This window comes from Microbacterium halotolerans (assembly GCF_003569805.1).
GTDB classification, from domain to species: Bacteria; Actinomycetota; Actinomycetes; order Actinomycetales; family Microbacteriaceae; genus Microbacterium; species Microbacterium halotolerans.
Genome location: NZ_KZ984051.1, coordinates 1,666,886 through 1,685,192 on the forward strand (window position 1 = coordinate 1,666,886; position 18,307 = coordinate 1,685,192).

The window sequence follows — 18,307 nt, forward strand, 5'->3', positions numbered from 1 at the left end:
GCCAGCGAAGAAAGGACGCCACCTTGGCAACAGGCAAGAAGCTCGTCATCGTCGAGTCTCCGACGAAGATGAAGTCGATCCAGAGCTACCTCGGCGACGACTATGAGGTGCTCAGCTCGGTCGGTCACATCCGCGACCTCGCGAACAAGCGAGACATCCCCGAGAAGGACCGCGCGGTGTACGGCAAGTACTCGATCGACGTCGACAACGGCTTCGAACCCTATTACGTGGTCAGCGACCGCAAGACCAAGACGGTCACCGAGCTCAAGCGTGCGCTGAAGGGGGCGAGCGAACTCCTGCTCGCCACGGATGAGGATCGCGAGGGCGAGGCCATCGCGTGGCATCTGCTCGAGACGCTGAAGCCGAAGGTGCCGGTCAAGCGGATGGTGTTCCACGAGATCACCAAGGACGCGATCCAGGCAGCGATCAGCAACACGCGCGAACTCGACATCTCTCTCGTCGACGCGCAGGAGACCCGCCGCGTGCTCGACCGTCTGTACGGCTGGGACGTCTCGCCGGTGCTGTGGCGCAAGGTCGGCAGCGGACGCGAGGGGCAGGCGCTCAGCGCGGGCCGCGTGCAGTCGGCGGCGACCCGGATGGTCGTCGACCGCGAGCGCGAGCGGATGGCGTTCGTGTCGGCCGACTACTGGGGCATCGACGCGACCGCCGCCAGGGCGGACGACGCCTTCCGCGTGAAGCTCGTCCGTCTCGACGGGGCCCCGGTCGCCGTCGGTCGCGACTTCGACGAGGACGGCAAGCTCAAGCGCGCCGTCGTCGTGCTCGACGAGAAGGCAGCGACCGAGCTCGCCGCAGCGCTCGACGCGGCGTCGGCGACCGTGACGAGCGTCGAGGCGAAGCCCGGCACGCGCCGCCCTTACGCTCCCTTCACCACGTCGACGCTGCAGCAGGAGGCCGGTCGCAAGCTCGGCATGACGGCGAAGACGACGATGTCGGTCGCGCAGAGTCTCTACGAGCGCGGATACATCACCTATATGCGAACCGACTCGACCAACCTCTCGGCGCAGGCGGTCAAGGCCGCGCGCGAGCAGGCCGTCGAGCTCTACGGCGACAAGGCCGTGCCGCTGAAGCCGCGCGTGTACGCGTCGAAGAGCCGCAACGCGCAGGAGGCGCACGAGGCGATCCGCCCGTCAGGCGATACCTTCCGCCGCCCGAGCCAGATCGGCGGCGAGCTCGGCCGCGACGAGAAGCGGATGTACGACCTGATCTGGAAGCGCACCGTTGCCAGCCAGATGTCCGATGCGAAGCTGGAGACGACCACCGTCACCCTCGAGACCGAGGCGGACGGGAAGAAGGCCGAGTTCACGGCATCCGGCACCGTCTACACCTTCAAGGGCTTCCTCGAAGCCTACGAGGAGGGGCGCGATGAGACGCGCGCCGACGCTGACAAGAGTGCAGACCAGCAGCTCCCGAAGGTCGAGACCGGCGACGCGCTGAGCCTCGGCGAGCCCGAGGCGAAGGGGCATCAGACGAGCCCGAAGCCCCGCTACACCGAGGCGACGCTCGTGAAGGTGCTCGAGGAGCGCGGCATCGGCCGACCCTCCACCTTCGCGAGCATCATCGGCGTGATCCTCGACCGCGGCTACGTCGTCAAGCGCGGGCAGGCGCTCGTGCCGACCTGGCTCGCCTTCAGCGTCACACGGCTGCTCGAGGAGCACTTCGCCGAGCTGATCGACTACGATTTCACGGCCAACCTCGAGAACGACCTCGACGCGATCGCCCGCGGCGAGGAGGAGCGGCCGGAATGGCTCAAGTCCTTCTACTACGGCGGCGAGGGGCACCCGGGCCTGCGCAACATCGTCGACAACCTCGGCGAGATCGATGCGCGCGAGATCAACGCGACGCGGATCACCGACGTGGCCACGCTCCGGTTCGGACGCTACGGGCCGTACCTCGAGATCGTCGATCCGACGCAGCCCGAGGCGAAGCCGCGCATCGTGAACGTTCCGGAGGAACTGGCTCCGGATGAGCTCACACCCGAGAAGGCGCAGGAGCTGATCGATGCGCCCGTGGCGGGCAACCGCGTGCTGGGTGAGAACCCTGCGACGGGCAAAGTCGTGGTCGTCAAGGACGGCCGCTTCGGCCCGTACCTGCAGGAGGAGGACCCGGTCGACCCGGATGCGGCCGATGCGGCAACGGGCGAGATCGAGGAGAAGCCGAAGAAGCGCACGGCGAAGAAGGACGAGCCGAAGCCGCGTCGTGCGTCGCTGTTCAAGTCGATGTCGCCGGAGACGATCGACCTCGACACGGCGATCACGCTGCTCGATCTGCCGCGCACCGTCGGGAAGGATCCGGACAGCGGGGAGACGATCACTGCGCAGAACGGCAGGTACGGTCCCTACCTCAAGAAGGGCACCGACTCCCGCTCACTGCAGGCCGAGGACCAGATCTTCGACATCACGCTCGACGAGGCGCTCGAGATCTACAAGCAGCCCAAGTACGGCGCCAGGCGCGCCGCCGCGGCGCTGAAGGAGTTCGACAACGACCCGGTCAGCGACAAGCCGCTGAAGGTGCGCGACGGCCGGTTCGGCCCGTATGTGACCGACGGGGAGACGAACGCGACGATCCCGCGCGGCGAGCAGGTCGACGACATCACGTTCGAGCGCGCCGTGCAGCTGATCGCCGACAAGCGCGCCAAGGGGCCGGCGAAGAAGCGCACGACGACGCGCAAGTCGACCGCGAAGTCGTCGACGACGAAGAAGGCCGCCACCGCGAAGTCGTCGACCGCGAAGAAGACAGCGTCGACCACGAAGAAGGCTTCGGCTGCGGCCAAGTCGTCGACCGCGGCCAAGAAGCCGACGACGACTAAGAAGTCGACGGCGGCCGAGAAGACCTCGTGATGCCCGGCCCACTCGGCAGGGGGGCGCCCGTGGAGGCATCCGGTGGGCTCTGGATCACGTTCGAGGGCGGCGACGGCTCGGGAAAGACCACCCAGGCCGGCCTGCTGCAGGAATGGCTCGAGAACGCGGGTCGCACCGTGGTGCGCACTCGCGAGCCGGGCGGTACGGCGGTGGGGCGCAGCATCCGAGAGATCGTGCTGCATCACAAGGCGTCCGGCGACGGTGCGGACGGCGCCGACATCGGTGCGCGCGCCGAGGCGCTGCTGTTCGCAGCGGATCGGGCGCACCACGTCGACGCGCTGGTGCGACCCGCGCTCGAGCGCGGCGAGGTCGTGATCCAGGATCGCTATCTCGATTCGTCCGTGGCGTACCAGGGCACCGGCCGTGTGCTCGATCCGGACGAGATCCGCGAACTCTCGCTGTGGGCGACCGAGGGAGCGCTTCCGAGCCTCACGGTGCTGCTCGACATCGACGCCGCATCGGCCCGTGCCAGACTCGACGCGGATGACAAGCCGTTCGACCGGCTGGAGTCGCAGCAAGATGCCTTCCACACCAGGGTGCGTGAGGCGTTCCTCGCGCTCGCCGAGGCCGAGCCTGAGCGATTCGTCGTCGTCGACGCGACCCTGCCGCCGGAAGAGATCGCCGCACGCGTGCGCGCCCGCGTCGCAGCACTGATCGGCTGAGCGGCGCTGCGAACGCCGTCGCTTCGTCTGCGCGATCGTCGGCGTTCGCAGCGGCACGCACCGCATTCGGCACAGATGAACGATGGGCGCTGCCGCGTGCGGCGGTGTCGGAGGGCGCCGGTAGGCTCTGGGTATGACTTCAGTTGCCGCGGCGGAGCTACCGTGGGGCGACGTGTGGGGCCAGCACGAGGCGGTCAGCACGCTGCAGCGCGCAGCGCACGACGAGGGCTCACCTGCCCACGCATGGCTCATCACCGGCCCGCCGGGCTCCGGTCGCTCCACACTCGCGCAGGCGTTCGCGGCGGCGCTCATCGCGAACACTCCCGATGACCACGCAACCATGCGCCAGGTGCTCGCCGGCACCCATCCGGATCTCATGGCGCTGCGCACAGAGGGGGTCATCATCACGATCAAGCAGGCGCGCGCGCTCGTCGAGCGGTCGTACTTCGCGCCGTCGCTCGGCCGGTTCCGCGTGATCGTGATGGAAGACGCCGACCGGATGACTGAGCGCACGTCGAACGTGCTGCTCAAGGCTCTCGAAGAGCCTCCGGAGCAGACCATCTGGTTGCTGTGCGCCCCGAGCGAGGCCGACCTGCTGCCGACGATCCGCTCGCGCGTGCGCACTCTGCGACTGCGGGAGCCCGAGGTCGACGACGTGGCGCGGCTGATCGTGGAGCGCACAGGTGCGGATGTCGATGTCGCCGAGCAGGCGGCGCGGCACGCGCAGCGGCACATCGGCATGGCGCAGCGGCTCGCGACCGACACAGCGTCGCGCGAGAGGCGTGACGAGAGCCTGCGCGCGGTGCTCGGAGGGCGCACGATCGGCGACGTCGTCGAGATCGCCGGCCGAATCGTGCAGGCGGCGACGGATGACGCGAAGGCGCTGACCGCGGAGCGTGACGAGGCCGAGCGAGCTTCGCTGCTGCGCACCGTCGGTGTGCCGGAGGGATCGCGCGTGCCGCCAGCGGTGCGCGCGCAGGTCCAGGCACTGGAGGAGGAGCAGAAGCGCCGCGCGACGCGGAGCCTGCGCGACGGGCTCGACCGCGTGCTCACCGACATGCAGTCCTTGTACCGCGACGTCGTCATGCTGCAGCACGACCGCCAGGAGGGCATCATCAATCTCGAAGTCATCGACGATCTGCGCCGGGTGGCGGGGGAATGGAGCCAGGAGCGCACTCTGCGCGTGCTCGACCACATCACCGACACGCGTGCCGCGATCGAGCAGAACGCACAGCCCGCGTTGGCGCTGGAGAGTCTGCTCGTCACGATCGTGAGCGGGAACCGACTGTGAGGGCGAGCGGCGCGAAGCGGCGCATCGTGGCGGCCGCGGTGCTCGCAGCGGGGGCGATGCTGCTCTCCGGATGCCTCTCGGCATTCATCCCGGAGCGCCCGGCCGATCCGGCGCCCGTCACGGACGGCGTGCCGAGCGAGCTGATCGAGTTCTACGACCAGCCGCCGCAGTGGCAGGACTGCGGCCCCGATCTGCAGTGCGCGACCATCGCCGCGCCGCTCGACTGGAACGATCCGGAGCGGGGTGAGATCGAGCTCGCCCTCACGCGCTATCTCGCCGAGCAGGGCGCTCCCGACGGTTCGCTGCTCACCAATCCCGGCGGGCCGGGCGCCAGCGGTGTCAGCTTCGTGCAGTCGAGCGCGCAGTACCTGTTCGCCGACGACGTGCGCGCCGCATACGACATCGTCGGCTTCGACCCGCGCGGCGTCGGCGAGTCGACGGCAGTCGAATGCCTCGACGATACGGCGATGGACGCCTACCTCTACGATGTGCCGGAAGCCGAACGCGGCAGCGCAGAGTGGGAGAGCGAACTCGAACAGGCGAATGCCGACTTCGCCGCGGGGTGCGAGGAGAACACAGGCGATCTGCTCGAGTTCATCACAACGGAGCAGGCGGCCCGTGATCTCGACCTCATCCGGGCCGTGCTCGGGGAGAACGAGCTGCGCTACCTCGGCTTCTCGTACGGCACATTCCTCGGCGCGACCTACGCGAACCTGTTCCCAGAACGCGCCGGGCACCTGGTGCTCGACGCGGCGATGGATCCCTCCGTGCCGAGCGCGATGGTCGGTGCCGTGCAGGGCGTCGGGTTCGAGAACGCGCTGCGCGCGTACCTCACGGACTGCGGCGACGGCGGGCAGTGCCCGTTCCCTGGGAATGTCGATGACGGCATGGCAGATCTCGGGGCGCTGCTCGCAGAGGTGGATGACAGGCCGCTCGTCGGATCAGACGGCCGTGAGCTCGGTGCTGACACCCTGGTGACGGCGATCATCTCTTCGCTGTACAGCCCGCTGTCCTGGCCCGATCTCACCGCCGCGCTGGAGGGCGCGCAGCAGGGCGACGCCTCTGGGGCGTTCGCGCTCGCCGACATGTACAACGATCGCGTCGACGGCACCTATGTCGCGAACACCACCGAGGCGTTCACCGCCTACAACTGCATGGACTATCCGGTTCCGACCGCGGCGGAGAACGACGCGGCTGAGGAGCTGGTGTCGGAGAACGCACCGACGATCGCGCCGTACTGGTCGGGGCCCGACCTGTGCGAGCAGTGGCCGCATGACCCGACGGGCACACGGGGCCAGATCACGGCCGAAGGTGCAGCGCCGATCCTCGTGGTGGGCACGACGGGAGACCCCGCAACGCCCTACCAATGGGCCGAGTCGCTTGCGGAGCAGCTCGAGAGCGGCACGCTGATCACATACGAGGGCGAGGGGCACGGCGGGTACGGCAACAGCGCGTGCGTCAACGACGCCGTCGGCGAGTTCCTCATCGACGGCACGGTGCCGGATGACGGGCTCACCTGCCAGTGACCCGGCGCTGTCCGGGGGCTGTGCGGCGCGCGACGATCGTGCCACGCGCGGGCGTCGGACCGATTCGTTGCGCAGGCGGGCATCCGGTATGCTTGTTCATCGTGCCGCTGACGCGGTCACAGACGCCGCCTTAGCTCAGTCGGTAGAGCGATTCACTCGTAATGAATAGGTCGCCGGTTCGATTCCGGCAGGCGGCTCCAGAAAGGCCCTCGTTCCCCATCGGGATCGGGGGTCTTTCTCGGCAGTCGGTGCAGTGCCCCAAATCTCACGCAACCAGGGGGAGCAGCAGCTCGACGGCGTTGGAAGTCGGAGCGCTGTCCTGCGGGCTCGAGATGTAGCGCTCGACGACCGGATCGTCGGCAAGCCTGCGGCCGCTCTCAGGCACCCAGTGACCGAAGAGCCAGGCGTAGGTGTCCGGCATATCCGCATAGGCACCGATATGGGTGAGACCGGCGTACGGTCCGCCGCGTATCGTGAAGGATTCGACCTGCGCCGCATCCGGTGACAAAGGTTCCAGACGACCGGAGATTCCCGGCGGCACGGTTGCGCACGCGATCGATTTCAGATCTGATTCCGGCGTTCTCGTCGGGTCGGACAGATACACGCCGTACATGTCCTGATCGGCGAGGTCGTGGCCGTGTGCTGCGAGCCAGACGCGCAGTTCGTGGAACGTTCGGTCGATCGTGAGGTACGAACCGCGGTGCCGTGCCGCAATGCATCTGACCTGTGTCAGCTCTCGCACGCGCACCTCGAAGGCGTCAGGATCCTGGCGAGCGCGAGCCATGCGAAGGTCCACGTGCGTTCCGCTGCTGCGGAACCGGGCGGGCGTGGTCCCCGTGGCGGCTTTGAAAGCGCGAGTGAATGATGACTGATCCGGAAAACCGCATTCGCTGGCAATCCGGCGGACGGGCATCGTGTCGGAGACCAGCAGCGAGACGGCTCGCTGGAGGCGCACCCGCTTGACCAGCGCCGACAGCGATTCTCCGAACGCTGACACGAAGATCCGGTGCCAGTGCCGTGGAGAGAACCCGGCAACCTCGGCGAGCCTGATCAGGTCGAGCGGTTCGTCCAGATGGTCGTAGATGTACGTGAGGACCGCGTCGAACCGCTCGTCGTATTCGATCCACGTTTCGCGCTGGTTCATCTTCGCTCATCCGGTTGCGTCTGTGCGCGCCCTGCCATCTCGCCACTCACGATAGCTGAAGGCGAGCTCGACCATGGCACCCAACTCGGCGCGCGGCAGTGGGACGGTGGGATCGAGGAGCACCGCCCGACGTCCGTCGAACTCCATGTGCGCGGCGAACGTGCTGAACTCGCGAATGAGGGACGTTCGGCAACTCACCAGCAGAGCGGGCACGCCGGGACTGTGCTCATCGAGCCGGACTGCTGTGCCGACGCCGTCGCGCCGAGGACGGTACGTCGGTTGCCCCCATGCCAGGTACTCGTGCACACCGCCCGTCCGGGGTAGCGCCCCGGCGGTCGTGAGGATCAGCGCGCGAACCGACAGAAGAACGCTTCGCACGGGAGGGGAGAACCGATCGTAGACGGGCGCGGTCGCCGACGACGGCGGGGAGACGCCTGTATCGGTCCGCATTCGAGTGGGAGCGCCGCGGTGGATACCCGGAGGTTCCGGCATCGACTAGCTCACCCCGAGATTCACGGAGACGGTGCCGTCGACGCCGTACTTCTCGTATTCGCAGAGGAACGTCTTCTGCGCGTCGTCGTAGTCCCATGCCGCCTGCCATGCATCCAGAATGCGTGAGTGATCGCCGTCTGGGGCAGCGAACTCGAGGCGTTCTGAGGCAGGAACCGAGGCCAGCGTCATGCCGTCCGGAATGCTCGTCGCGGGATCGACAGCGACGCCGATGATGAAGCTGAACCAGCCGCTTCTGCTTCGACCCGCGTGCTCGAGGTTCGTGTACACGGCGTAGACCTCGTCAGTGAGGCGTCCCGGCACATGGGCGAGCGCATCGTCGGTCACGACGTGGTTCCAGTGTGCGGGGATGTCGACTGCCGACGCCGCTCCGTTGGTACGGACTTCGATGCCGAGGACGGTGAAGGGCTCAGTGTGGAAAGAGCGAGGGATGATCGTCATGCCCTCACCGTAGGTCGGCGGCATTGTGCAATACGTGCCATCATCGATCGCCGCGGTCTTCCTGCCCCTCAGATCAGCAGGTAGAGCGCGCCGAGGATCGTCACGACGATCACCGCGACGTCGAAGAAGCGCTGGTTCATGCGGGTGAGCAGGATCTTGCCCAGCCACGCGCCGAGCACGACTGCTGGGATCAGTACGGCGTCGACGAGCAGCGTGGGGACGGTGAGGATGCCGAGCCCGATGGAGAAGGGCAGTTTGGCGAGGTTGACGGCGGCGAAGAAATAGGCGGCCGTGCCGAGGAACTCGCGCATCGGGAAGCGCATTGCGAGGAAGTACATCGACATCACGGGGCCGCCGGCGTTGGCGACCATCGTCGTGAAGCCGCCCAGGGCGCCGTAGGACGCGCCCATCATCCGGCCACCTGGCGGTCGGGTGTCGCCCCGCCGTTCCCTTCGCCTCCGCCAGAGAGTCACGGCGATCACGAGAAGCAGGATGACGCCGATCACGCGCTTGGTCCAGGTGTTGTCAGCGAAGGCGAGGAACGCCGTGCCCAGCAGAATCCCGACGATGACGGCCGGGATCAGCGGGAGCAGCGCTCGCAGACGGGCGTGGCGACGGTGGATCAGCAGCGCGAACACGTCGCCGACGATCAGCAGCACCAGCAGGGCACCGGTCGACTGCTTGGCCGGCAGCGCGGCGGCGAACAGGGCGATGGCGATCGTGTTCACGCCGGGAAGCGCGGCCTTCGACATGCCGACGACGGCGGCGCCCAGGGCGAGTGCTGCCCAGGCGAGGACTCCGAGCTCAGGCATCGCGCTGGTCGTCTCCGGTCATCCGCTCAACCTATCGCTGAACGGCGCCCTTGCCCGCGATCGCCGATAGCGTGGAAGCACGTCGACGAGAGGGAGACACGATGAGCCGCATTCTGATCATCGGGGGCCATGGCAAGGTGGCGCTCCGGCTGGCACCGATTCTGGCGGAGAGGAGCGACGAGCCCGTTGCCGTGATCCGGAACCCCGCCCATTCCGACGACGTGGCCGCCGCGGGTGCGACTCCGCTGGTCGCCGACGTCGAATCCCTCGACACGGATGCGCTGGCCGAGCTGTTCTCGGGTCACGATGCGATCGTCTGGTCTGCGGGGGCCGGTGGCGGCGACCCGCAGCGAACCTATGCGGTCGACCGCGACGCGGCCATCCGATCGATGGACGCCGCATCGCGCGCCGGTGTGAGTCGTTACGTGATGGTGTCGTACCTCGGCGCCCGCACCGATCACGGCGTGCCGGAGGACAGCTCGTTCTTCGCGTACGCCGAGGCGAAGGCCGCCGCCGATGAGCACCTGCGCGCAACGGATCTCGACTGGACGGTCCTCGCCCCCGGACCGCTCACACTCGACGAGCCTACCGGCCTGATCGAGGTCGCCGAACCCGGCGACGGGCGCGTCTCACGGGCGGATGTCGCGGCGGTCGCCGCGGCCGCGCTCGCCGATGATTCGACCATCCGGCGCACCATCGCATTCGGCAACGGCACCGTGCCGATCGTGGACGCGATCCGGGGCTGAGCAGCAGCAGGTGACGCTGCGCACCTCGCGGGCAGACACCGGTCTCACCCGGCCGGCATCGAATGCTCCATGCGTGAGACGGAGCGCACAGGCGGCTGGATCCCCTGAGCATCCGGCGCGCGTAATCTGAGACGAGGCACCAGCGGAAGGAGACGAGATGAGTCGCGGACTGCTGATCGTCGACGTGCAGAACGATTTCACAGAGGGCGGCGCGCTCGCCGTCACCAGCGGCGATGACGTCGCCAGGGGAGTGACTCGGTACCTCGCCGAGCACGCGGGGGAGTACGCGGCCGTCGTCGCCTCTCGTGACTGGCATGACGGTGCGAACGACAACGGCGGTCATTTCGCCGCTGATGAGCCCGACTTCGTCGACACGTGGCCGGTGCACTGCGTCGCCGGAACGGAAGGCGCCTCCTACGACCCGCTGTTCGACACATCGGCGGTCACCCATCACGTCAAGAAGGGGCAGGGCGTGTCGGCGTACTCGGCGTTCGAAGGCACTACGGAAACGGGCAGCACGCTCTCCGCGCTGCTCACCGATCTCGGGGTCGACGAGCTCGACGTCGTCGGCCTCGCCACCGACCACTGCGTGCGGGCGTCCGCACTCGACGCGATCCGCGATCGGAGGACGGTGCGCGTGCTCTCGGACTTGGTCGCGGGGGTAGCCCCCGAACCGAGCGCCGCTGCGCTGGCGGAGATCCGCGCAGCGGGCGGAACGATCTCGGCATCCGGCGCAGCTTGATCGTCCGGACGGGTCGCGCGATCCGCGGCACCTGAGCCGACCCGGATCTTCCCGCGATTCGGCTGGTCCCGCATCGCCAGTGCTTCGTTCCGCTGGGCGTCGGGAAACGCGAGACGAGTCCGTTCCTAAGCCAGGCCTGCGCTGCCAGGAGCGTCCGGTTCGAGGGCGTTCTCGCGGCGGGTCTCACACCGAATCGTCGTCGGCGTCGTGCGAGTCGGCGCCCTGTACGGAGACGCGCTCGACTCCGGAGAGATCGAGCAGCGGCGGCACCAGCTCCCGCATCGGCTGCTGTCCGTAGAAGTGCACGTCGACGGTGACCAGTGCCCGATCGCCCTCCGTGCTGCGGCGGCTCCTGACCACCGAGCTGCTGAATCCCATCGCGGTCGCCGCTTCGAGCACATCGCGCAGCACGCCGCCGCCGTCGATGTAGGTGATGCGCAGCACGCGGTGCCGATCAGGCGTGGGCAGGCGCCGGACGACCGGGGCGATGACGAACAGCGTCACCAGATGCAGCACCGTCAGCGCGGCAGCCAGGGCCAGCAGTCCTGCGCCGCACGCCATGCCGACTGCGGCGGCGACCCACACCGTCGCGGCCGTCGTCAGCCCTCGTACGACGTTGCGCCCCTTGAAGATCACGCCTGCGCCGAGGAACCCGATGCCCGACACGATCTGCGCCGCAATGCGCGAGGGATCGAGCGCCGCATCGTCGCCGAGCACCATCGCGAAGCCGTAGCCGGAGACGAGTGTGAATGCGCACGATCCGAGTCCGACGAGGACGTGTGTGCGATAGCCGGCACTCTTCTGCCTGACCTGCCGCTCGAGTCCGATCAGCGAGCACAGCACGAACGAGGCGACCAGGAGCTCGAGCTGAACGGCGGTCGAATCCGTGACGAAGCCGATGAGCGGGTCCATACATCACCTCCACGTCTCGGGACGCCGATCTTCACAATGCCCGTGCTCTAAGAGGAACTCAAGGGCACGAGCCGGATGAGCGGAAGGACGGGACTACCCTTGGTCTGTTGCAAGCGGAAGGAACATCGGTGCTCGAACTGCTCGGAATCTCGTGGCTGGAAGCAGGCGCTGTGGTGCTTGCGACGATCGGCATGTACGTCGCGCTGGTCGTGCTGGTGCGCGTGCTCGGTCAGCGGATGCTCTCCGGAATGTCGAGCTACGACCTGGCGGCGGTCATCGCCTTCGGCGGCATCATCGCTCGCGCCGCACTGGGCGAGTCGCCGAAGCTCGGCGGCGGCATCGTCGCGATCGTCACACTCGTGCTGCTGCAGGCGCTGTCGGGGGTCATCCGGCGTGCGAAGTTCGGCGCGCGGCTGGTGGTGAACCGTCCGGTGCTGCTGATGGCGGGGTCGAAAGTACTCGAGAGGAACATGAGTCGCTGCCACGTGTCGCATCCGGAACTGAACTCGCGTCTGCGGCTGGCCGGTGTGTCGCATCCGGATCAGGTGGGAGCGGTCGTCTTCGAGCCGTCAGGCGCGCTGAGCGTCATCCGGGCCGGGCAACCGATCGACGAGGGCGTGTTCGACGGGGTGATCGGGGCCGAGGAGCTGCGGTAGTCAGGTCAGGCGGAGTGATCCGGATCGATCTCCAGCAGAAGCGGGCAATGAATCCACGGGGGCATCTGTACGTGTCAGGTTCAAGTAAAGTTGGTCTCTGGGCCTATAGCTCAGCTGGCAGAGCATCGGACTTTTAATCCGCGGGTCCCGGGTTCGAGCCCCGGTGGGCCCACTGGCCCTCGCCCCCTGCGGGGCGGGGGCCATCTTCGTCGGTCCACCCGAGGAACCAACCGCGCGGGACTCCCGTGAGGCGCTCGAGCTTTACTGCGAGGCCAGCAATGTCAGCTGGGCGGTTGCGGTCAGCTTCCCAAGCGGCGTACGCCTTCGGGCCGACCTCGAGTGCGGCAGCCATACCGTCCATGGTCGTCTGGACGTACTCTCGGCGCACCTTGCGGAGCCGGTCGCCAAGGCTCCAGGCAGGGATGCTGCGTGGGAACTGGATGACTTGTGCGTTCTCAGACATGCCCCAATAGTAGCAAAAGCTACCTAAACCTTGCAATAGCTACGACACGCGGGCATAACGACTTGACGTAGTTGGTAGCTATACCTATTGTCGGTGGCATGACCGATAGCGATACCTACTCTAGCGAGACAGCGATACCAATCGGAGAAGCTGCTCGACTGCTGGGCGTATCAGTGGGCACAGTCCGGAACTGGGAACGCAACGGCAAGCTTCAGTCCTTTCGCACACCAGGCAAGCAACGCCGCTTCCCGATCGAACAGATCCGGGCGCTCAAAGGACAGACCGCCGCATTGCGCTCGCCGCAGTCTGCTGGAGCGACGTCATGATCGCGGAACCGGCAGACTTCCTGAACGATGAAACGGGCGAGGCTTCCTTGGCGATCCGTCGCCTAGCCGACGCGCTGACGGACGTGTTGCGTACTGACGATGATCTCGAGGTGCGGCCTGCTCGCATCGAGGCACTCCGGGTGCGCGCGCGTCAGGCCGCACCACATCTTCTATCTCTGCTTGGCGGCAACCTCCTCGACGGCGTGGGCGAGCTCCTCGATCGCCTTCCCGAGGGACCGCTCGAAGTCGTCCTTGGCAATGTTGACGGCCTGTCGGGCGTGGCGCTTGGCACGTCGGGCGTAGTTCTCACCGTTGCTCATGAGAGTTCTCCTCTGCGTAGTGGGCCGGGCGCTGGCACGTCCGTGACTCCCGCGTCGACCGTAGCGGAGACCACCGACGCCTTGTCTCCGGGTGTTGGTGCTGAGAGCGGGGCGGTTGAGCCGTCGGTTCCCGCCCCGTTCTCACATGTGGGTGTTCGGTACACGTGCGACGACCATCCGGAAGGGTCACAGGCGCTGTGCAGGGGGTGCGGGGATGCTCGCCGCCGGTGCGCGGCATGGCTTGATGCGCGGCGGGGTGAGTCATGAATCCGCGGCTACTGGGTTTGGTCCGACTCGCGCTCATCCTCGCAGTACTTGCGTGCCTGGTGGCGTCGTGGCTGCGCGCGCAGCACGACGGTGTGACGCTCTTGGGTCTTCTGTTCGGCGCCGCGCTGGTCGTGGCGATGCGTGTGCGCCCTCGCGACGTGGAGTCGCCGCCGCGGTAGTGCCGCGGCCTCCTTCCTCTTCTCACTCTGTTCTCTATTGGGGTTGTCATGGTTCCTTTTTCTGATGAGTCGGCGCCGATGTCGGCTGGCGAGCACGTCGCGAATGGTGCGGCGGTTGGCGAGGCGTCGACGAGCGTTCTGCCGGTGATCGTCGATCGCCCGGTTGTGCCGTGGCACGCGGTGGTCTTGATCGCTGGTGCGTTCGTCCCGCTGGCGGTGCTCGCTGTCGCGGTAGTCGCGCTGGTGGTGATCGCATGAGGGTGACGGTCGAGCTCGAGGATCGTGAGGCGGAGCTGATTCGTCTGCGCGCAGAGACGCTGGGGGCGACGCCGTCGGAAGTTGTCACGGAAGCGGTCCGGGCGCAGCGTGCCAGATCAGCGCAGCGCGTGTCTCATGCGCGCGAGGTCGCTGCGATGGTTCGGCAGTCGTGGTGTGACGCGGATATCGCGTTGTATCTGGGACTGTCGAACAACACGGTCGCGTCGATTCGTCGCACGCTGGGGCTGCCGCCGAATCGTCGCGACGCGCCGGGCACGGCGCCGTCGGTGGCGTACGGGGTGCGGTCGTGAGCGCGCTGGTGTCGATGCACCCGTTCGAGGGACTGCATGTCGGCGACTTGGTGAGCGTGTCGAGCCTTCGTGGTGCTGCCATGGCGTGCTCGAACGTGTTGGCGCGTGTGTCTACGATTCACCCTGCGGGTGCGATGCGGGTGATTCACGTCACGCTCGCGTCGGGTGAGGGCATGTTCGCGTCGCCGGATTTCTATCGGGTCAGGAAGCTTGAGATCTCGGATCCGACGGGGTTGTCGACGGGGCGCTGGCGGGTTCGCCGCAAGGTGTTCGTGACGCGTGGGGGTAGGGCCGTGCAGTGGGCCTGGCGGGTTGCGCCGGAGCCTGCGCGGGGCGTGTCCGAGGACGTGGTGATGCAGGAGCTCGGGTACCACGATTTCCCGCCGCGGCAGTTTGGGCGTGCGGTCGACGAGGCGGTCGAGAGGGCGAGGGGGAATCTGCGGTGAATGAGTTCGATGGTCTGGCGCAGTACCGGTTCGCGGTGGCCGCGGCGCTGCCGGGGCTGGTGCATCTGAGTGACCAGGACGACGCGGTGCTGTTGCTGACCCAGCTGGATGTGCCGGGTGCGGACGAGCGCCGTTGGCTGACGTCGGGCATGGCGTTCCATGCGGGCATGTTTCTGCGTGCGACGGCGGTGAGGCGGCGCCGCGCTGCGCGACCGTGGTGGGCGTGGTGGCGTCGCGTTGCTCTCCCGGACGGTGCGTTCGTGCCGGATCTGTCGACTGGGTCGGGCCACGGGATAGTGGCGGCCGCGCAGGTTGTTGCGGCGTACGCGGATCGGCGCCGTGATGACGCGGAGGCATTGCTCGAGCCGTGGTGCTCTGGCCGGCGTGATGAGGATGACTACGCGGAGCTGCTCGGTGCGCTGTTGCTGCACATGCGCTACGCGCACGGTCAGTTGGTCGCGTGCGGGGGTCACTCGTGATCGTGCATCGGCGTCCGGCGTTCGGCGGGCCTGTTGTGCCGTGCTGTGGCGTGCGGCTCGGGGAGGTTCCGGGGGAGGCGTTGTCGTCGACGTTGGGTGAGGTGACGTGTTCGGGCACGTACGCCCCGTTGTCGGGCGGCACGGATCTGACTGTTGCGCAGCTGCTCGACGTGGAGCGCCGGTTTCCGAAGGCGTCGGGGGCGAAGGACGAGCACATTCGACTCGTGCTGGGCACGAATCCGGCGCACTACTACGTGCTGTTGTCGCGGGCGATCTGGACGGACGCGGCGTTGCAGCAGGACCCGGTGTTCGCACGGCATCTGCGTGAGCAGCAGGGGCGTCATAACGCGGCGCGGGCGGCGCGGTTGCGGCCGCGGAACGCGGACTACGGAGCGGAGCAAGGGAAATGAGCACGGTGACCACGATCGACGCGGCCGACATCTCGGTGACGCGCGTCCTGTCGATGTCGACGCCGGATCTCGGATGGCTGGCCGCGGGCCTGCTGCCCGCAACGGCGAACGACGAGGTGTTCGGCGTGAAGCAGCACGCACATATCGTCGCCGACGAGCTGACGGCCATCATGACGGCCACGGACGGGCACCGCGTGCACCAGGTGCACGTCCCGCTGCAGGCACCGGTCGAGCACGTCGAGGTAGTCGTCCCGCGCGACGTGCTCGTCTGGGCGAAGAAGAACGCCCGCACGTTCAAGCCGAAGCGCGACGCCCTGATCGACCCGGTCGCACAGCTCGTCCTCGAAGTGCCGGCCATCTCCGACGAGGGGATGCCAGCGGGCTGGGCCGCGGCGATCTACCGGGAATGGGATTCCGAGGAGGCGCCGTCGGCGAGGTTCGACGCGCCCCTGGTGAAGGAGACCTACCCGAACATCAATCGCATCATCGACATGGTGCGCCGCTCGACGCCGAGCGGGTCTTCACCGATTCCGCTGTCCTACCTCGCGGACGCGCAGGCGCTGCAGACCACGAACACGAGCACGCCGACGATCGAGTACACGCGGCGCGAGTCCGACGGAAAAGCGGGCCCGGCGCTCATCGACTTCTGGGAGCAGGGCGTGCTCCGCGCGACCGCGCTGATCCAGCCGACCACGCAGCCGGAGGGTGACGAATCATGACGAAGCCGTACTACCAGGACGACTTGGTGACGCTGTACCACGGGTCGTGTCTCGAGGTCAGGGAGTGGTTGGAGACGGATGTCCTTGTGACAGACCCGCCGTATGGCACTCAGAACGGCGTCGGGCCGAAGAAGCACCGGGGCGGGTATGGGCGCCGCGACAAGTACGACACGGGCGATGGCATGGCCGCGACGATCGCTGGGGATGAAACGACGGAGACGCGTGACGCGGCGCTCGAGTTGTGGGGCGGCCGGGCGGCGTTGGTGTTCGGGTCGCCACGTCTGCCGGACCCGCCGATCGCAGTCGCGGACCGGCTGGTCTGGGACAAGCGGCGCCCCGGCATGAACGGCGGCCCGTGGCGGTACCGGCATGAGTCGATCTACGTGACTGAGGGTTTCGTGCGTGCGAGCAACGCGGCGGTGTCGATCATGTCGGCATTCCCGGAGCAGGGTGACCACATTCACGGCAAGCCGGTGAAGTTGATGGAGGCCCTCGTCGCGGCCGCCCCCCCCGGAATCATCGCGGATCCATTCGCCGGTTCAGGGGCGACGCTGTTGGCGGCGAGGAATCTGGGCCGGCGGGCCGTGGGCGTGGAGTTCGAAGAGCGGTACTGCGAGGTCATCGTGCGTCGTCTGGGGCAGCAGGCATTCAACTTCGACGACCTCCTGCGTCCGGCGTCGGACGAGGTGCGCGCGTCGGGATGGGCGAACGATCCGGACGCCGACGAGTTCGCTGCGTGGGCTCCGGCGAACGTCACAGCGAGGGGCGGTGACGTGGCATGAGTACCGGACTGTTCGGTCTCGCTGATGTGCAGGCTCCGTGGTGTCCGATCTACGTTGCGCCGGCGGGTGCGGAATCTCTGATGGCGATGCTCGCTGCGCAGGAGCCGGTCTGCCGGGACTGTGGGACGCGGAAGCTGGGTCGGGAGCGATGTGCGCAGGGTGTTGACGAGCGCGGGACGTTCGTGCTGTGTGACGAGTGCGCTGCGCTGGACCGAGCGGCCGTGGGCGCCACTGTCGCGGTGTCGTACTGGGGCGTGCGGGTGCCGGTGGTGGAGCTGCCTGCGCGTCGTGAGGCTCAGGCTGAACGGCGAGCGTCCTGTCTGCGGGCTGTGAACCATGACTGATCTGCTGGATCTTCTCGACGACCTTGAGGCGAGGGATCGCGCCGCGCAGCCGTACGTGGGTGCCGCGCCGTTGCACTTCACGTCGGCGTACTACACGCCGGATGAGTTCCTGGAGGCGCGTGACGGGTGGGTGCAGCGGTACGGGCATCTGGAGTGGGCTGATCGTCCGCGGTGTCGCATGTGGACCTTGGGGATCACGACGGGCTGGTGCAACGCGTCGCCGGGGCACCGGCTGTGTGTGCTGCAGGTGGACCTGCGGTGCGAGTGTCGGTTCCCGTACCTCGTGGACGAGTGGGAGCGGGTCGGCCCGTGCAGCTGCCCGGGCGATCTGATGTACCAGGCGAATTGTCCGGACTGCCGGTGGCACACGATCCAGCCGTCCGAGAACGCTGTGGTCCAGGCGTGGCACGATCACGCGTGGCCAGGGTGGCGTGACCTCCCGGTGATGCCCTTCGACGTGCGACCGCATGGCGGGAGCATGGATCCGGCGCACGCGATGGAGAAACGCGCGGCCGCGAAAGCGCGCGCGTGGGCCGCCGAGCACTATCCGGCCGAGTGGCAGGTGCCCGGTGCCCCGGTGGTGACGGAACGTACCTGGATCGGGTCGCGGAACGTGCCGGGCTACAGCCCGTGGGGCGGCTTCGACCTCACCGGCCGGATCATCGACGAGGTGACGTCATGA

General features: G+C 67.7%; 22 protein-coding genes and 2 tRNA genes. 18 read left to right on the plus strand and 6 right to left on the minus strand.

What is annotated here, in order from left to right; all coding sequences use genetic code 11:
* The first annotated feature begins 23 nt into the window (after window positions 1-23).
* From topA to DZG09_RS07585, 5 genes are all read left to right on the plus strand, one after another.
* Window positions 24-2,858, plus strand: a complete 2,835-nt coding sequence (topA, locus tag DZG09_RS07565) for a type I DNA topoisomerase (RefSeq protein ID WP_119696990.1) — start codon at window positions 24-26, stop codon at window positions 2,856-2,858.
* Window positions 2,858-3,541, plus strand: a complete 684-nt coding sequence (gene tmk, locus DZG09_RS07570) for a dTMP kinase (RefSeq protein ID WP_119696991.1) — start codon at window positions 2,858-2,860, stop codon at window positions 3,539-3,541. Before topA ends, tmk begins: the two co-directional genes overlap by 1 nt.
* A 133-nt stretch (window positions 3,542-3,674) precedes the next feature.
* Window positions 3,675-4,832, plus strand: coding sequence for a DNA polymerase III subunit delta' (locus DZG09_RS07575; protein ID WP_119696992.1), 1,158 nt, complete (start codon window positions 3,675-3,677; stop codon window positions 4,830-4,832).
* Between the two features lie 56 nt (window positions 4,833-4,888).
* Window positions 4,889-6,358: an alpha/beta hydrolase gene (locus DZG09_RS07580; protein WP_119697450.1), complete on the plus strand. Its 1,470-nt coding sequence runs from the start codon at window positions 4,889-4,891 to the stop codon at window positions 6,356-6,358.
* 124 nt (window positions 6,359-6,482) lie between these two features.
* A tRNA-Thr gene (locus DZG09_RS07585) sits at window positions 6,483-6,558 on the plus strand.
* Between the two features lie 65 nt (window positions 6,559-6,623).
* On the opposite strand, the gene DZG09_RS07590 is transcribed toward DZG09_RS07585, so the two are convergent.
* The 4 genes from DZG09_RS07590 to DZG09_RS07605 form a co-directional block, all read right to left on the minus strand.
* Window positions 6,624-7,502: an AraC family transcriptional regulator gene (locus DZG09_RS07590; RefSeq protein ID WP_119696993.1), complete on the minus strand. Its 879-nt coding sequence runs from the start codon at window positions 7,500-7,502 to the stop codon at window positions 6,624-6,626.
* A 6-nt stretch (window positions 7,503-7,508) separates the two neighbouring features.
* Window positions 7,509-7,880, minus strand: coding sequence for a DUF1801 domain-containing protein (locus DZG09_RS07595; protein WP_162893208.1), 372 nt, complete (start codon window positions 7,878-7,880; stop codon window positions 7,509-7,511).
* Window positions 7,881-7,997: 117 nt separating this feature from the next.
* Window positions 7,998-8,453: a GyrI-like domain-containing protein gene (locus DZG09_RS07600; RefSeq protein WP_162893209.1), complete on the minus strand. Its 456-nt coding sequence runs from the start codon at window positions 8,451-8,453 to the stop codon at window positions 7,998-8,000.
* A 68-nt stretch (window positions 8,454-8,521) separates the two neighbouring features.
* The gene (locus DZG09_RS07605; protein ID WP_119696996.1) at window positions 8,522-9,265 is read right to left on the minus strand and encodes a sulfite exporter TauE/SafE family protein; all 744 of its coding nucleotides are present in this window, start codon (window positions 9,263-9,265) and stop codon (window positions 8,522-8,524) included.
* 101 nt (window positions 9,266-9,366) lie between these two features.
* On the opposite strand from DZG09_RS07605, the gene DZG09_RS07610 reads away from it, so the two are divergent.
* Both DZG09_RS07610 and DZG09_RS07615 read left to right on the plus strand, forming a co-directional pair.
* A complete protein-coding gene (locus DZG09_RS07610) occupies window positions 9,367-10,011 on the plus strand; it encodes an NAD(P)H-binding protein (protein ID WP_119696997.1) in 645 nt (214 codons plus the stop codon).
* A gap of 157 nt (window positions 10,012-10,168) precedes the next feature.
* Window positions 10,169-10,753: an isochorismatase family protein gene (locus tag DZG09_RS07615; RefSeq protein ID WP_119696998.1), complete on the plus strand. Its 585-nt coding sequence runs from the start codon at window positions 10,169-10,171 to the stop codon at window positions 10,751-10,753.
* 183 nt (window positions 10,754-10,936) lie between these two features.
* On the opposite strand, the gene DZG09_RS07620 is transcribed toward DZG09_RS07615, so the two are convergent.
* On the minus strand, window positions 10,937-11,665 hold the full coding sequence (locus DZG09_RS07620) for an MgtC/SapB family protein (RefSeq protein ID WP_119696999.1): 729 nt from the start codon (window positions 11,663-11,665) through the stop codon (window positions 10,937-10,939).
* Between the two features lie 128 nt (window positions 11,666-11,793).
* On the opposite strand from DZG09_RS07620, the gene DZG09_RS07625 reads away from it, so the two are divergent.
* The 3 genes from DZG09_RS07625 (at window position 11,794) to DZG09_RS07635 (ending at window position 13,110) form a co-directional block, all read left to right on the plus strand.
* The gene (locus DZG09_RS07625; protein WP_119697000.1) at window positions 11,794-12,321 is read left to right on the plus strand and encodes a DUF421 domain-containing protein; all 528 of its coding nucleotides are present in this window, start codon (window positions 11,794-11,796) and stop codon (window positions 12,319-12,321) included.
* Window positions 12,322-12,420: 99 nt separating this feature from the next.
* A tRNA-Lys gene (locus DZG09_RS07630) sits at window positions 12,421-12,493 on the plus strand.
* A 389-nt stretch (window positions 12,494-12,882) separates the two neighbouring features.
* Window positions 12,883-13,110, plus strand: a complete 228-nt coding sequence (locus tag DZG09_RS07635) for a MerR family transcriptional regulator (protein ID WP_119697001.1) — start codon at window positions 12,883-12,885, stop codon at window positions 13,108-13,110.
* 170 nt (window positions 13,111-13,280) lie between these two features.
* Here the strand turns inward: DZG09_RS07635 and DZG09_RS16560 are convergent, their stop codons facing one another.
* Complete coding sequence (locus DZG09_RS16560; RefSeq protein WP_162893210.1) at window positions 13,281-13,430, minus strand: hypothetical protein; 150 nt, start codon at window positions 13,428-13,430, stop codon at window positions 13,281-13,283.
* 494 nt (window positions 13,431-13,924) lie between these two features.
* Here DZG09_RS16560 and DZG09_RS07640 point away from each other — a divergent pair, with 494 nt between their 5' ends.
* The 8 genes from DZG09_RS07640 to DZG09_RS07680 all read left to right on the plus strand — a co-directional run bounded on the left by DZG09_RS07640 (window position 13,925) and on the right by DZG09_RS07680 (window position 18,307).
* Window positions 13,925-14,134 carry a hypothetical protein gene (locus DZG09_RS07640; RefSeq protein WP_162893211.1) on the plus strand — a complete coding sequence of 70 codons (210 nt, stop codon included), beginning with the start codon at window positions 13,925-13,927 and terminating at the stop codon, window positions 14,132-14,134.
* Window positions 14,131-14,445 carry a hypothetical protein gene (locus DZG09_RS07645; RefSeq protein WP_162893212.1) on the plus strand — a complete coding sequence of 105 codons (315 nt, stop codon included), beginning with the start codon at window positions 14,131-14,133 and terminating at the stop codon, window positions 14,443-14,445. Before DZG09_RS07640 ends, DZG09_RS07645 begins: the two co-directional genes overlap by 4 nt.
* Window positions 14,442-14,891 carry a hypothetical protein gene (locus DZG09_RS07650; protein ID WP_162893213.1) on the plus strand — a complete coding sequence of 150 codons (450 nt, stop codon included), beginning with the start codon at window positions 14,442-14,444 and terminating at the stop codon, window positions 14,889-14,891. Before DZG09_RS07645 ends, DZG09_RS07650 begins: the two co-directional genes overlap by 4 nt.
* The gene (locus tag DZG09_RS07655) at window positions 14,888-15,370 is read left to right on the plus strand and encodes a hypothetical protein (RefSeq protein ID WP_119697005.1); all 483 of its coding nucleotides are present in this window, start codon (window positions 14,888-14,890) and stop codon (window positions 15,368-15,370) included. The genes DZG09_RS07650 and DZG09_RS07655 overlap by 4 nt, the downstream gene beginning before the upstream one ends.
* Window positions 15,367-15,780, plus strand: a complete 414-nt coding sequence (locus DZG09_RS07660; protein WP_162893214.1) for a DUF3263 domain-containing protein — start codon at window positions 15,367-15,369, stop codon at window positions 15,778-15,780. The genes DZG09_RS07655 and DZG09_RS07660 overlap by 4 nt, the downstream gene beginning before the upstream one ends.
* Window positions 15,777-16,499: a hypothetical protein gene (locus tag DZG09_RS07665; protein WP_119697007.1), complete on the plus strand. Its 723-nt coding sequence runs from the start codon at window positions 15,777-15,779 to the stop codon at window positions 16,497-16,499. Before DZG09_RS07660 ends, DZG09_RS07665 begins: the two co-directional genes overlap by 4 nt.
* A complete protein-coding gene (locus tag DZG09_RS07670) occupies window positions 16,496-17,281 on the plus strand; it encodes a DNA methyltransferase (protein WP_119697008.1) in 786 nt (261 codons plus the stop codon). Before DZG09_RS07665 ends, DZG09_RS07670 begins: the two co-directional genes overlap by 4 nt.
* 336 nt (window positions 17,282-17,617) lie before the next feature.
* Entirely contained in the window at window positions 17,618-18,307 is a 690-nt protein-coding gene (locus DZG09_RS07680; RefSeq protein WP_119697010.1) for a DUF6349 family protein, read from the plus strand.